This is a genomic window from Dryocola boscaweniae, assembly GCF_025215095.1.
Taxonomy (GTDB): domain Bacteria; phylum Pseudomonadota; class Gammaproteobacteria; order Enterobacterales; family Enterobacteriaceae; genus Dryocola; species Dryocola boscaweniae.
In genome coordinates, this window is sequence record NZ_JALHAP010000076.1 from 70,090 (window position 1) to 84,227 (window position 14,138).

The window sequence follows — 14,138 nt, forward strand, 5'->3', positions numbered from 1 at the left end:
GCGGGCAAACAAGCGTGTTTCAACTGCCCAAACATGTTTTTTTCCAGGTCCGCCAACTGCGGTTGGATACAAGATGGGGTCGGCTTGTCCGCCATCAAGGGGCAAAGCAAAAAAAAATTTTCATCTTCACACCTGTTTAGATCATGGACTCCTGTCAGACACCTGATTATGATGCCGCGCCCCGCAGCCCTTTAACGGATGCGCGGCCTTAATACACACTACATTTCAGATGAATTTTTTAGAGGAACTATGGGCAACACTAAGTTGGCTAACCCCGCTCCCCTGGGCTTAATGGGCTTCGGCATGACCACCCTTCTGCTCAACCTGCACAACGCTGGTATTTTCCCGATGGATGTCAACATCCTTGCTATGGGCATTTTTTATGGCGGTATTGCCCAGATTTTTGCGGGCCTGCTGGAATTTAAAAAAGGGAACACCTTCGGCTTAACCGCCTTCACCTCTTATGGCTCTTTCTGGCTGACTCTGGTCGCCATTCTGATCATGCCTAAGATGGGTCTGGCGGATGCCGCGAACGCACACTTCCTTGGCGCATACCTTGGCCTGTGGGGCGTATTCACCCTGTTTATGTTCTTCGGCACGCTGCGTTCCGCGTGTATGCTGCAGTTCGTGTTTGCCAGCCTGACCGTATTGTTTGCCCTGCTGGCTGTTGGCCACCTGTTCGACAATGAAGGCATCGTTCGCGTGGCGGGCTGGGTCGGTCTGGTCTGCGGCGCAAGCGCCATCTATCTGGCAATGGGCGAAGTACTGAACGAGCAGTTTGGCCGCACCGTGCTGCCGATTGGCGAGAAGCATTAACTGCCGTCACAGTCGGTAAATCAATCACCACCTCCCTGGGAGGTGGTTTAGGGGTGACAATAAAAAGCGGAGCCGGGCTCCGCTTTTTTTATGAATGTTGCAACGGTCTTTCTACCACCACATCTTCATGATTCAAATCCTGGCGCAGCCAGATCCCCAGCGCTAATCCCACCAGAGCCAGCGCCAGTACATACCAGGCCGGCGCCATTGGCGAAACGCCCATTAGCATGGTGACAAAGATTGGCGTGAGGCCGCCGAAAATGGCGTACGACACGTTATAAGAGAAAGAGATGCCGGTGAAACGGACTTCCGCCGGGAACGCCCGCACCATGACAAACGGCACCGCGCCGACAACCCCAACGCTCAATCCTGCCAGGCCATACAGCACAAACAGGTGCTCAGGATAGATTGGGGTAAGGTGATAAAACATCCAGCTACAGGCTGCAAGCAACAGGCTGCCGATAATAAAGGTTTTGCTCGCGCCGATACGGTCGATAACCAGGCCCGCGGCAATACAGCCAACGCACAGCATAATAGTGGCGATGCTATTCGCCTGAAGCGTCAACGCGGGCGCAATACCCACCTGTTTTTGCAGCCAGGTCGGCGCCATTAAAATCACCACCACGATACCCGCTGAAAGCAGCCAGGTTAGCAGCATAGAAACCACAACCGCTTTCTTATGGTTAACCACTACGGACTTGAGCGGCAGCTCTTCAGCCAGCGCTTTGCGCTTTTGCATCTCAATAAAGATCGGCGTTTCCTGCAGCCAGCGACGTAAATACATCGCCACCAGCCCGAAAATACCGCCAAGGAAAAACGGAATACGCCAGCCACCGTTATGAATGGCTTCCTGAGTCATCGAAGTATTGATGATGGTTGCCACAACGGAGCCGAGCAAAATTCCCACCGTCAGCCCGGCCGTTAGCGTTCCGCAGGCGATGCCGATGCGTTTATAAGGAACATGCTCGGCAACGAACACCCATGCGCCAGGCACTTCACCGCCAATCGCAGCCCCCTGAAGGACACGCATCAGCAGCAGAAGCAAAGGAGCCGCGATGCCAAGCGTGTTATAGGTCGGCAGCAAGCCGATCGCCAGCGTCGGCAAAGCCATCAACAGGATACTTAGCGTGAACATCTTCTTACGCCCAACAAGATCGCCAAAATGGGCCATCACGATGCCGCCTAGCGGACGAGCCAGATAACCGGCGGCAAAAATGCCGAAGGTTTGCACCTGGCGCAGCCATTCCGGAATATCCGCAGGGAAAAAGAGGGCGCCTACGACCGTGGCAAAAAACACAAAGATAATGAAGTCGTAGAATTCGAGCGCGCCGCCGAGGGCGGCCAGAGTCAGGGTTCTATAATCCTGACGGTTCAGAGGTCTTGCTGGTGGCGTTGCTGTTTGTATGGACATAAGGAACCGCGCGTAAAGAGGAGTGTGATAATTATTTTCCGTTTAGCTGTAAAGCAAACATTACTATAACGGTTAAAAACCAGCACTCCATAGACGCTACATCTTATGTCATAAACGCCTTAAATTTAGGATTTTGTTTCGCGGATTGCGCTCTTGGGGCGGAAAGCTGCTACTACTTGCGGATCGGTTTCGATATATGGCCCCTCAAGCAATTGTACACAATACGGTACACTGGCAAATATGCCAGGCACGAGCGCTTTTCCGTTTTCATCCTTCACGCCTTCAAGGGTTTCCTGAATTGACTTCGGCTGCCCGGGCAGGTTGAGGATCAGCGCCTGTTTACGAATCACGCCCACCTGACGGGAAAGGATAGCCGTCGGCACAAAATGCAGACTTATCTGGCGCATCTGCTCGCCGAAGCCCGGCATTACGCGGTCGGCGATGGCAAGCGTTGCATCTGGCGTCACATCGCGGCGAGCCGGGCCGGTTCCGCCAGTAGTCAGCACAAGATGGCAGGCCATTTCATCAACCAACTCGCAAAGTGTTTGTTCGATTATCGATTGCTCGTCTGGGATCAGGCGCGTTTCAATCTGGAAAGGGGTTGTGAGCGTACGTTCCAGCCAGGCAATCAGTGCTGGAATGCCTTTATCCTGATAAACGCCGCTTGAGGCGCGGTCAGAGATGGAAACTAAACCGATGCGTAAGGTATTCATATCATTCCCGGGAAGTCAAAACCTGGACAGAATGATACACGGCGAAGGGATTTGCAGACAGGGGATAACACTAAAAAGCGTGGCCGGGAACTCCGGCCACGCTAATGATTACAGCAGATCGCCGATCATTTTTTCCAGCTTTTCCTGGTCGATAGCAAACTTGCGGATACCGTCCGCCAGTTTATCAACGGCCATTGGGTCCTGGTTGTGCTGCCACAGGAACTGGGATTCAGTGATACGTTCAGGACGCGCTTTCACCTCGCCGCTGTACGCCAGTTTACGCTCAACCGCGCCTTCGCTTTCCGCCAGTTCTTTAAGCAGCGCAGGCGCGATAGTTAAACGGTCACAGCCAGCCAGCTCAAGGATTTCGCCAACGTTACGGAAGCTTGCGCCCATGACGACGGTCTCGTAGCCGTGCTGTTTGTAATACTGGTAGATTTCAGCGACGGAAACCACGCCCGGATCTTCGGACGCTGCGTATTCTTTCTGGTCGGTGTTGGCTTTGTACCAGTCGAGGATACGGCCAACAAACGGAGAAATCAGGAACACGCCCGCTTCTGCGCAAGCACGAGCCTGAGCAAAGGAGAACAGCAGGGTCAGGTTACAGTTGATGCCTTCTTTTTCTAACTGCTCAGCGGCACGAATGCCCTGCCAGGTAGAAGCCAGTTTGATCAGGATGCGATCGTTGCTGATGCCCGCGTCGTTGTACAGTTTGATCAGGCGTTTGGCTTTCGCGATGCTCGCTTCGGTGTCGTAGGACAGACGAGCGTCAACTTCAGTAGAAATGCGGCCTGGGATCAGCTTCAGGATTTCCAGACCAATGTTTACCGCAAGCTTGTCGGTGGCGTCCACTACCTGCTGTGCACGGTCGCTGCTCTGCTCGCGCGCCCACGTCACCGCATCGTCAATCAGTTTGCGGTATTCAGGGATTTGCGCTGCGTTCAGAATCAGGGAAGGGTTAGTTGTAGCATCCTGCGGCTGGTACAGCTTCATTGCCGCGATATCTCCGGTGTCAGCAACCACTGTGGTTAGCTGACGCAGGGAGGTCAATTTATCCGTCATGATAGTGTTTCTCGTCAGGTGTAGCTTGTTAGGGAGATGTAACCGGTCTTGCCTGATGATATCACGACGCAAGTCAGGTGCAACCGTAGCAATACCCGCACAGAAGGCGGACATAAATATGATAAACTCCCTGTAATATTTGCCTGCGATGTAATGGACTGTGCGTTATCGAAGCCTCCTGTCCGGAGCTGTCACGCATTGACAAGAGGAATGTTAATGACCGATTTCCTTCACTTTATCAATGATGTACTGTGGGGATCCGTGCTGATTTACCTGCTTATTGGCGCAGGCATCTGGTTTACTTTTCGCTGCGGTTTTGTCCAGTTCCGCTATTTCACTCAGTTTCGCGCGCTTATCAGCCCGCCATCCTCTCGTGATAAAGCTGGCATTTCTCCCTTTCAGGCGCTTTGCACAAGCCTTGCCGCACGCGTCGGCAGCGGCAATATCGCAGGGGTTGCGCTGGCGCTAACGATGGGCGGCCCCGGCGCGATTTTCTGGATGTGGGTCGTCGCGCTTATTGGCATGGCGACTGCATTTGCAGAATGTTCCTTGGCGCAGCTCTACAAACGTCGTGACAGCGAAGGCAACTATCGCGGCGGCCCGGCCTGGTATATGGAAAGCGGTCTGGGAATGCGCTGGATGGGAGTGATGTTCTCCCTCTTTTTGATGCTCGCCTTCGGGCTGATTTTCAACGCGGTGCAGGCCAATTCCATTGCCAATGCGTTAAATCACGCCTTTGCCGTCCCGAAAACCTGGTCCGGCATTTTGCTGGCTGTGCTGACCGCCGGCGTTATTTGGGGCGGTATGCGCGGCACGGCACGCCTTGCGCAGTTTCTGGTGCCTTTCATGGCGATAATCTGGGTGATGATGAGCGTGTATGTCGTCGCGCTGCATATCGATCGCGTGCCGGATGTAATCATGCTGGTGATAAAAAGCGCTTTTGGCTGGCAGGAAGCGGCTTCAGGCGCATTAGCCTTTACGCTAAGCCAGGCGATTACCACCGGCTTCCAGCGCAGCATGTTTTCTAACGAGGCGGGAATGGGATCAACGCCTAATGCTGCCGCTGCCGCGTCTGCATGGCCACCGCACCCGGCCTCGCAGGGGTTGTTGCAAATGTTCGGCGTGTTTATCGATACCGTAATTATTTGTACCGCCACGGCGGCTATTGTCCTTTTATCCGGAATACTCGATAACCCAACAACCAGCACCGACGGCATAGCCCTTGTGCAAATAGCCCTCAGCGGCATGGTTGGCGGCTGGGCTTCGGGATTTATCGCTTTTATCGTCTTTCTGTTCGCCTTTACTTCCATTGTGGCGAATTACGCATACGCCGAAAACAACCTGCTATTTTTGCAGCAAAAAAATCCGTTTACGCTGGTGCTGTTTCGCAGCCTTGCTTTAGTGATGGTGATGTTTGGCACTCTTTCTCCCCTGCCGCTGGTGTGGCAGCTTGCCGACGTGGCGATGGCGTTTATGGCGATAACCAACCTCAGCGCTATTCTTTTGCTTTCACCAGTAGTACGGGACATTACCGCAGACTATCTTCGTCAGCAGAAACTTGGCGTAACGCCGGTATTTGATCCGAATCGTTTCCCCGAAATCAAAAACCAGTTGGCGCCGGGCGTATGGGACAACCTGAACGTCACCAAAACCAGGCGTTAATCGCAACCATCGGCGGATACTTTCAGGAAATTTGCTAAAGTAAGCGCATAATTTTCAAGGAGCGAACATGCTAATTGTTATTTCCCCCGCTAAAACGCTTGATTATCAAAGCGATCTGCCAACAGAACGCTACACCCAACCGGAACTGTTGGAATATTCCCAGCAGCTAATCGGCATCGCCCGCAAGCTCAGCGCGCCGCAAATTGCCTCGCTTATGAGCATCAGCGACAAGCTTGCTTCGCTCAATGCAACTCGCTTCCATGAATGGCACCCGGATTTCACCCCGCAGAATGCGCGTCAGGCTATTCTGGCTTTTAAAGGCGATGTGTATACCGGCTTGCAGGCTGAAAAATTCAGCGATGCAGACTTTGATTACGCCCAAAAGCATTTGCGCATGCTGTCGGGGTTGTATGGCGTGCTGCGTCCGTTAGATCTGATGCAGCCGTATCGTCTGGAGATGGGAATTCGTCTGGAGAATCCGCAAGGCAAAGACCTTTACCACTTCTGGGGAGAAACGATTACCGACAAGCTGAAGCAGACGCTGGCGGATCAGGGCGACAATATCCTGATAAACCTGGCTTCAGATGAGTATTTTAAAGCGGTAAAACCTAAGAAGCTGCAGGCTGACATTATTAAGCCCGTCTTCCTGGATGAGAAAAACGGCAAGTTTAAAGTTATCAGCTTCTATGCCAAGAAAGCCCGCGGATTGATGAGCCGCTATATCATCGAAAATCGCCTCACCAAACCTGAGCAGCTCAAAGCGTTTAATACCGATGGCTACTTCTTTGATGAAGCGGCATCCGCTAAAAACGAACTGGTGTTTAAGCGCCACGAACAATAAAGCAAAACGCCAGCGTAAAGCTGGCGTTTCTTTTAGTGGTGGTTCCGGTGCTTATCATAGCGATCATTATCATGGTGGTCATGACGATCATAGTGGCGGTCAGGGCCGCCATGCGGCTGCCAGCGATTGCCGCGCCATTCGTAATGATTGCCCCACCAGCCGTGGTCGCGCCAGTGGCCGCCATCCCAGTAGTTACCATGATTATCCCGATCGCCAATCTGCAGCTTCACTGCCGGAACCAGGGTTATTTCAGCAGCCTGCGCGGCCAGAGGAGTCACCACCAGAATCGATAACGCCAGAACGATAGATTTCAACATAAGTCACTCCTTACTACTTCATGTCCCGATATGGGTCGTTAGGGAGAGATTATGACGATTGGCGCCAGGTTGTTATCCTCTGCAATCCTAATATCTAAGTGCCCGCATTTTATGGGAATTTCTACTTTATCCCTCCTTGATTCCTGCTTATTTTCTCCATAATTAGCCATAAAAAAACCACTCCGAAGAGTGGTTCGTTTGAAGCTTTGCAGATTATCAGGCTTTAACCATCATTAATTCACGCAGCGCGGCAAAATCCGCCGGCAGATTATGAGACAGCAACGGCAAATCGGCACGCGACGCCAGTTCTTCCGGCAGCGGCAGCGTTTCCCCAAGAATGTCTTCAACGCTCTCTTTAAACTTCGCCGGGTGCGCCGTGCCAAGGAACAGCCCGTATTCGCCCGGCTGAAGCTGGTCGCGCAGCGCGCGCCAGGCAATCGCGGCATGAGGTTCGGAAATATAGCCCTTCGCCCGCAGCTCAAGCATCGCCTGCTTCGTCTCTTCGTCGTTCAGCGCGGCATAACCCAGGTCGGTCAGTCGCCAGATTTTACGGCGGAATAATTCTTCCACACGCGGCCAGTTATTTGGCTGGCTGACATCCATGGCGTTAGAAAGCGTGGCGACGGTTGTGTTTGGGGTCCATTTCCCGTCGGCCAGGAAACGCGGAACCGTATCGTTGGCGTTAGTGGCTGCGATAAAGCGTTTGACCGGCAAACCAAGCGATTTTGCCAGCAGGCCAGCCGTCAGATCGCCAAAGTTACCGCTCGGCACGGAAATCACTAGCTGATTGCGGGCTTCCTGCGGCAACTGCGCCACGGCTTCGAAGTAATAGCAAATTTGCGCCAGCAGGCGACTGATGTTGATGGAGTTGGCGGAGTTTAACCCCAGCGCAACCTTCAGCTCTTCGTCGTCGAACGCCTGTTTGACCAGCGCCTGGCAGGCATCAAAATCGCCATCAATGGCCACGGTTTCAATATTGCCGCCAAGGGTACAGAACAGTTTTTCCTGCAGCGGGCTGATTTTGCCACGTGGATAAAGAATGACAACACGCACATTCTCCAATCCATAAAACGCGTGAGCGACCGCAGCACCGGTATCGCCTGAAGTAGCCGTTAAAATAGTTACCGGTTTGTCGCCGCTGATGTGGGTCAGCATCTGCGCCATAAAACGGCCGCCGAAATCTTTAAAAGCCAGAGTCGGGCCGTGGAACAGCTCAAGACAGCCAATATCCGGCTCGACGCTTTTCACCGGAGCCGGGAAAGCAAAAGCCGCGCGTACTCGCTCAAGAAGCTCATCCTGCGGAATTTCATCGCCGATGAAAGCAGACAGAATTTTGCTGCTGCGCGAAACGAAATCCATTTTCAGCATTTCGTCGATTTCGGTTAGTTCGAACTCAGGCAAGTCGTGAGGGAAAAATAGCCCCTGCTGTTTTCCCAGGCCCTGCGTAACCGCCTGGGCAAAGTTGACCTGCTCGTTATGATCTTTAAGGTTATACAGTTTCATGCGTTATCCCAGAACTCGTGCGCCAGCCGTATCCAGACGGCAAATATGTACAAAACCTTCCTGGTTCTGCAAATAATGTTGGCCTAACCAGTCAGCCACGCGTTGTGCGGTATCAGTGTTATCGCACAGCGCAAATAAGGTCGGGCCGGACCCCGAAATTCCGCTAGCCAGAGCGCCAATGTCCGCCGCGGCCTGACGCGCTTCGCTAAAACGCGGCAGCAATTTAGCGCGATACGGCTCGGCAATGACATCACGCATCAGCTTCGCCGCAAGCTGCGGCTGGCGGGTATGGCAGGCGTGAATAAAGCCTGCAAGATGGCGGCCGTGGCTGATGCAATCCTGGCGGCGATACTGCGCAGGAAGAATAGCCCGAGCCTCGGCAGTAGAAACTTTAATCCCCGGATACGCCAGCACCCACAGCCACTCGTCAAACCCGGGGACCGACTGGCTGATAATACCGTTTTCTTCGATCATCAACTGCATGCCGCCGAGGAAGCAAGGCGCGACGTTATCATAGTGAACGCTGCCGGAAATGCGCCCTTCCAGCTCGCCCATCAGGCTGAGCAGGCGATTATCGCTGAGCGGCTTGCCGCAGTATTCGTTCATCGCCATTAAACCTGCGACGACAGAACAGGCGCTGGAGCCAAGCCCCGAGCCAATCGGCATACTTTTTTCCAGCGTCATCGCCACGGGAATATTTTTGCCGATCTCCTGGCAGAAGCGTTCCCAGCACTGATAAACGATATTCTCACGAGGTTCAGACGGTAATTTACTGGCGAAGCGCCCGATGTTGTTAAGGCTGAAGGAATCCGCCGCTTCAACCGTGACGTAATCTCCCAGCAGCGAGCCATCTATCGGCGAAACTGCCGCGCCCAAAACATCAAAGCCGACGCTCATATTTGCGCTGCTCGCCGGGGCATATACTTTAACCATCTTAAACTCCTAACTTCCATGACAGGGTGCGCAATAGGTCCGCAAAAACACCGGCAGCAGTGACATCGTTGCCCGCACCGTAGCCGCGCAATACAAGAGGCAGCGGCTGATAATAGTGGCTGTAGAAAGCCAGGGCGTTCTCGCCGTTTTTCACCTTATACAGTGGATCGTTACCGTCCACGGCGTCAATTTTAACTTTGCAACTGCCGTCTTCTTCGATCGCGCCCACAAAACGCAGCACTTTACCTTCATCGCGCGCCTTCGCCACGCGAGCAGCAAAATCATCGTCCAGTTGCGGTAAACGCGCCATAAACGACTCGACATCCCCGGCTGAGTCAAAGGATTGAGGTAAAACCGGCTCGATTACGATATCGGAAAGCTCAAGGTTGCTGCCCGTTTCACGGGCCAGGATCAACAGCTTGCGCGCTACATCCATTCCGGAAAGATCGTCGCGCGGATCGGGTTCGGTATATCCCATTTCCCGTGCTACACGCGTCGCTTCTGACAGGCTCATCCCTTCATCAAGCTTGCCGAAAATAAATGACAAAGAACCAGAAAGAATGCCAGAGAAACGGCGTAATTCATCGCCCGCATTCAGCAAATTTTGCAGGTTTTCAATAACCGGCAAACCCGCGCCAACGTTAGTATCGTAGAGGAATTTACGACGCGATTTCGCCGCCGCGTTACGCATCTGGTGGTAGTAATTCATGGTAGAGGTGTTCGCCTTTTTATTTGGCGTCACCACGTGAAAACCTTCGCCGAGGAAATCGGCATACTGATCCGCCACCGCCTGGCTTGAAGTACAGTCGACGATGACCGGGTTCAGCAGGTGATATTCTTTTGCCAGACGGATAAGTCGGCCCAGATTAAACGGCTCTTTGGCTTCGGCCAGTTCCGCCTGCCAGTTTTCCAGATCCAGGCCGTGTACGTTGGTCAGCAGGGCCTTTGAATTTGCCACCCCGCAGACGCGCAGATCGATATGTTTCTTTTTCAGCCATGCCTGCTGACGTTTCACCTGCTCAAGCAGCGCGGCGCCCACGCCGCCCACGCCAATCAGGAACAGTTCGATAACCTGGTCGGTATTGAACAGCATCTGGTGGGTGACGCGCACGCCGGTAACCGCATCATCGTTGCTGACCACAACGGAAATGGAACGCTCAGAGGATCCCTGCGCGATTGCCACGATGTTGATGTTCGCACGAGCCAGCGCCGCAAAGAATTTTGCGGAAATACCCCGTAACGTGCGCATGCCGTCGCCCACGACTGAGATGATTGCCAGGTGCTCCATGATCGCCAGCGGCTCAAGCAGGCCCTCTTTCAGCTCCAGATAAAACTCTTCTTCCATAGCGCGGCGCGCACGACCGCAATCGCCCTGCGGCACACAGAAGCTAATGCTGTATTCAGAGGAAGACTGCGTGATCAGCACCACAGAAATACCCGCGCCGGACATCGCGGCGAAAACACGGGCTGCCATGCCGACCATGCCTTTCATGCCCGGCCCCGAAACGTTGAACATCGCCATGTTGTTAAGATTGGTGATGCCCTTAACCGGCAGATCGTCTTCATCGCTTTCAGCGCCGATCAGCGTGCCTGGCGCCTGTGGGTTGCCGGTATTTTTGATAAGGCAAGGGATCTGGAATTGGGCGATAGGGGTAATGGTGCGGGGATGAAGGACTTTAGCGCCGAAGTAGGAAAGCTCCATGGCTTCCTGATACGACATCGATCTCAATAACCGGGCGTCGGGAACCTGGCGCGGGTCGCAGGTATAAACGCCGTCGACGTCAGTCCAGATTTCACAACAATCGGCGCGTAAACACGCGGCCAGCACCGCAGCGGAATAATCGGAACCGTTACGGCCAAGCACGACAAGCTCGCCCTTTTCATTACCGGCAGTAAAGCCCGCCATTAATACCATATGGTCAGCCGGGATGCGGCTGGCGGCAATGCGACGAGTGGATTCGGTAATATCAACGGTGGACTCGAGGTAATGCCCGACGGCGAGTAATTTTTCGACCGGATCGATAACGGTTACGTTGTGACCGCGGGCTTCAAGCAGTGCCGCCATGATAGCGATAGAGAGCTTTTCGCCACGGCAAATGATTGCCGCATTAATGCTGTCCGGGCACTGTCCCAGAAGGCTGATGCCATGCAGAACATGTTTGAGCTGGGCGAATTCTTGTTCAACAAAGGCTTTAAGCTTAGCGAGCGGGAAACCGGGTTGCGCCTCAGCAAGTCCGTTAAGCAACTCGCTAAAAATACGCTCCGCATCGCTGATGTTCGGCAGCGCATCCTGTCCACCGATGGTTTTTTCAATCATCGCCACCAGGTGATTGGTAATTTTTGCCGGGGCAGACAGCACGGTCGCCACCTGCCCCTGTTTGGCATTACTTTCCAGGATATCGGCAACACGGAGAAAACGCTCCGCATTTGCCACTGATGTACCACCGAATTTCAACACTCGCATTGGATATTACCCCTTGATTTTTAGTCGAAAAAAAAGCCCGCACTGTTCAGGTGCGGGCTTTTTTCGTTTTTCCTGTATGCGTCAGCCCGCACCGTTACCTGTGGTAATGGTGGTTGTAATAATTGTGGTCATTGGGCTGAGGCGAATCATGGATGTTGTGTGCTCTTAATCTGATTTACCTATATTGGTTAAAGTATCCGCCTGGTTAAGTCAATTTATTTTTACTTTTGTCACGCTGGTTTACTTTCCACTCGCACGCTAACAAACAGGCCATAAATGGCACAATTACGCTATTTTGCTATGGATATTATTCCGTATTATCGCTATCAAAAGCCTTTTCATCAGGATTATTCACTGGCAAATTTATTTCGATATCGTGCAGCAACCGGTGCAGCATGGCGGTATCTCGCTGGGTTAAAAGACCTAAGCGCTGCTGTAGCCAGTCGGCCATTTTTTGGTCATCCGCAACGTCGAGCCGGGTGGTTAATGCGGTAATACGCTGACGTAATGCGCTCAATTGTTGAGCATCCGCCTGCTGCTTTTGCACTTCGGGCAGTTGCATAAGAGAAGAAAGTTGGTAGCAATAAACCATCACCGCCTGCCCCAAATTCAGCGAGGGGTAATCCGCTACCATCGGCACGCCGGTCAGCACATCGGCCAGTTCCAGTTCTTCATTGGTCAGGCCGGAATCTTCCCGCCCAAAAACCAGCGCGGCGGTGCCGACCCATTCACGTTTCTCTTCCAGCAACGGCGCTAGTTCCTGCGGTGTCGCATAGTAATGAAATTTGGCCCGGCTGCGAGCGGTCGTCGCAACGCTAAAATTTACGTCGTGCAATGCGTCGGCAAGCGTTGCGAAATGTTGAACATTATCAAGGATGTCTCCGGCGCCATGCGCCACCCAGCGCGCTTCCGGTTTCAGGTGCGCATCGCTTGCAACTATTCGCAATTCCGTAAAGCCCATGGTCTTCATCGCACGGGCGGCGGCACCGACATTTTCGGCCCTGGCAGGGGAAACCAGAATGATTGGTAAACGCATCAAAACTCTCTTAAAAATCGTCAAAGCCGGATAAAACCCGGGTAAAAATGATAATGCGCATCACAAATTTACTTTAATGCAACATTCGCAAGCGCAATATAAGTTATAAACACATACATTAGACACATAAGTTTTCAAGCGAAAAATGCTCAACAATGGATGCAAAACCGATGATATCTAACGGTTATTGCAGGAAAAACGGCGTTGATTAACATAACGAAATCTGATTTATCAGGTTTATTATCTTTTACGCGTCACTACGTTGATTATTAAAAAATTGTGACACAAGCTAGCAATACGCTACGATGATTTCATCAAACTGTTAACGTGCTACAATTGGAATTGATATATGTCAACGAAGCGTAGTTTTATCAGATGTCTAAAGCGGTCCTGCCTGTTATGTTGCTGTTAAAATGGTTAGGATAACAGCCGTTTTTGACACCGTCGGGTCCAGAGGGAAAAGCGCCCACGACCAAGCTAATGATGTTGTTGACGTTGATGGAAAGTGCATCAAGAACGCAATTACGTACTTTAGTCATGTTTAGCCCGACATGTTAATTTTTACCTTTTAGGTATGACATGTACCAGGCAGGTCAGGGACTTTTGTACTTCCTGTTTCGATTTAGTTGGCAATTTAGGTAGCAAACATGCAGACCCCGCACATTCTTATCGTCGAAGACGAGTTAGTAACACGCAACACGTTAAAAAGCATTTTCGAAGCTGAAGGCTACGATGTCTTTGAAGCGACTGATGGCGCAGAGATGCATCAAATCCTTTCAGATAATGATATCAACCTGGTCATTATGGACATCAACCTGCCGGGCAAAAATGGCCTGCTGCTGGCGCGCGAACTGCGCGAGCAAGCCAACGTGGCGCTGATGTTCCTGACCGGTCGCGATAACGAAGTAGACAAAATCCTCGGTCTTGAAATCGGCGCAGATGATTACATCACTAAGCCATTCAACCCGCGTGAGCTGACTATTCGTGCTCGTAATCTGCTATCCCGTACGATGAACCTGGGTGCGATCAGCGAAGAACGCCGTTCTGTTGAAAGCTACAAGTTCAACGGATGGGAGCTGGATATCAACAGTCGCTCTCTGGTTAGTCCAAACGGCGAACAGTATAAGCTGCCGCGCAGTGAATTCCGCGCCATGCTGCACTTCTGCGAAAACCCAGGCAAAATTCAGTCACGCGCCGAGCTGCTGAAGAAAATGACCGGGCGCGAACTTAAGCCGCACGATCGTACTGTCGACGTTACTATCCGCCGTATTCGTAAACATTTCGAATCCACGCCGGACACCCCTGAAATCATCGCCACTATTCACGGCGAAGGTTATCGTTTCTGCGGCGACCTGCAGGAATAATTCAGGCTAACCGGCA

At 52.5% G+C, this 14,138-nt stretch carries 13 protein-coding genes, 1 pseudogene and 1 other annotated feature; of the genes and pseudogenes, 4 read left to right on the forward strand and 10 right to left on the reverse strand.

What is annotated here, in order from left to right; translation table 11 throughout:
- The first annotated feature begins 249 nt into the window (after positions 1-249).
- Complete coding sequence (gene satP, locus MUA00_RS08545; RefSeq protein WP_271122676.1) at positions 250-816, forward strand: acetate uptake transporter; 567 nt, start codon at positions 250-252, stop codon at positions 814-816.
- Positions 817-904: 88 nt separating this feature from the next.
- Here satP and MUA00_RS08550 read toward each other — a convergent pair whose 3' ends face one another.
- The 3 genes from MUA00_RS08550 to tal all read right to left on the reverse strand — a co-directional run bounded on the left by MUA00_RS08550 (position 905) and on the right by tal (position 4,002).
- Complete coding sequence (locus MUA00_RS08550; protein WP_271122677.1) at positions 905-2,227, reverse strand: MFS transporter; 1,323 nt, start codon at positions 2,225-2,227, stop codon at positions 905-907.
- A 125-nt stretch (positions 2,228-2,352) separates the two neighbouring features.
- Positions 2,353-2,940, reverse strand: a complete 588-nt coding sequence (gene mog / locus MUA00_RS08555; RefSeq protein WP_271122678.1) for a molybdopterin adenylyltransferase — start codon at positions 2,938-2,940, stop codon at positions 2,353-2,355.
- A gap of 108 nt (positions 2,941-3,048) precedes the next feature.
- On the reverse strand, positions 3,049-4,002 hold the full coding sequence (gene tal, locus MUA00_RS08560) for a transaldolase (RefSeq protein ID WP_271122679.1): 954 nt from the start codon (positions 4,000-4,002) through the stop codon (positions 3,049-3,051).
- Positions 4,003-4,218: 216 nt separating this feature from the next.
- Here tal and MUA00_RS08565 point away from each other — a divergent pair, with 216 nt between their 5' ends.
- Together MUA00_RS08565 and yaaA are read left to right on the forward strand one after the other, a co-directional pair.
- Positions 4,219-5,664, forward strand: a complete 1,446-nt coding sequence (locus tag MUA00_RS08565) for an alanine/glycine:cation symporter family protein (RefSeq protein ID WP_271122680.1) — start codon at positions 4,219-4,221, stop codon at positions 5,662-5,664.
- Between the two features lie 67 nt (positions 5,665-5,731).
- On the forward strand, positions 5,732-6,505 hold the full coding sequence (gene yaaA, locus MUA00_RS08570) for a peroxide stress protein YaaA (protein WP_271122681.1): 774 nt from the start codon (positions 5,732-5,734) through the stop codon (positions 6,503-6,505).
- Between the two features lie 32 nt (positions 6,506-6,537).
- Here yaaA and MUA00_RS08575 read toward each other — a convergent pair whose 3' ends face one another.
- From MUA00_RS08575 to yjjY, 7 genes and pseudogenes are all read right to left on the reverse strand, one after another.
- Positions 6,538-6,822 (reverse strand): DUF2502 domain-containing protein, encoded by a 285-nt coding sequence (locus MUA00_RS08575; RefSeq protein ID WP_271122682.1) that lies wholly within the window; start codon positions 6,820-6,822, stop codon positions 6,538-6,540.
- A 216-nt stretch (positions 6,823-7,038) separates the two neighbouring features.
- Entirely contained in the window at positions 7,039-8,325 is a 1,287-nt protein-coding gene (gene thrC / locus MUA00_RS08580) for a threonine synthase (protein WP_271122683.1), read from the reverse strand.
- A gap of 3 nt (positions 8,326-8,328) precedes the next feature.
- Complete coding sequence (gene thrB, locus MUA00_RS08585) at positions 8,329-9,258, reverse strand: homoserine kinase (protein ID WP_271122684.1); 930 nt, start codon at positions 9,256-9,258, stop codon at positions 8,329-8,331.
- A gap of 1 nt (position 9,259) precedes the next feature.
- Positions 9,260-11,722 carry a bifunctional aspartate kinase/homoserine dehydrogenase I gene (thrA, locus tag MUA00_RS08590; RefSeq protein ID WP_271122685.1) on the reverse strand — a complete coding sequence of 821 codons (2,463 nt, stop codon included), beginning with the start codon at positions 11,720-11,722 and terminating at the stop codon, positions 9,260-9,262.
- A 26-nt stretch (positions 11,723-11,748) separates the two neighbouring features.
- Positions 11,749-11,865, reverse strand: a sequence feature (Thr leader region).
- The gene (gene thrL / locus MUA00_RS21300; RefSeq protein WP_369123863.1) at positions 11,804-11,872 is read right to left on the reverse strand and encodes a thr operon leader peptide; all 69 of its coding nucleotides are present in this window, start codon (positions 11,870-11,872) and stop codon (positions 11,804-11,806) included. It overlaps the preceding feature by 62 nt.
- A 157-nt stretch (positions 11,873-12,029) precedes the next feature.
- Positions 12,030-12,758, reverse strand: coding sequence for a tRNA/rRNA methyltransferase (locus MUA00_RS08595; RefSeq protein ID WP_271122686.1), 729 nt, complete (start codon positions 12,756-12,758; stop codon positions 12,030-12,032).
- A gap of 397 nt (positions 12,759-13,155) precedes the next feature.
- Positions 13,156-13,297: pseudogene (gene yjjY / locus MUA00_RS08600) on the reverse strand (YjjY family protein).
- 108 nt (positions 13,298-13,405) lie between these two features.
- Between yjjY and arcA the strand changes: the two are divergent.
- Entirely contained in the window at positions 13,406-14,122 is a 717-nt protein-coding gene (arcA, locus tag MUA00_RS08605; RefSeq protein WP_034459438.1) for a two-component system response regulator ArcA, read from the forward strand.
- The last annotated feature ends 16 nt before the right edge of the window (positions 14,123-14,138 follow it).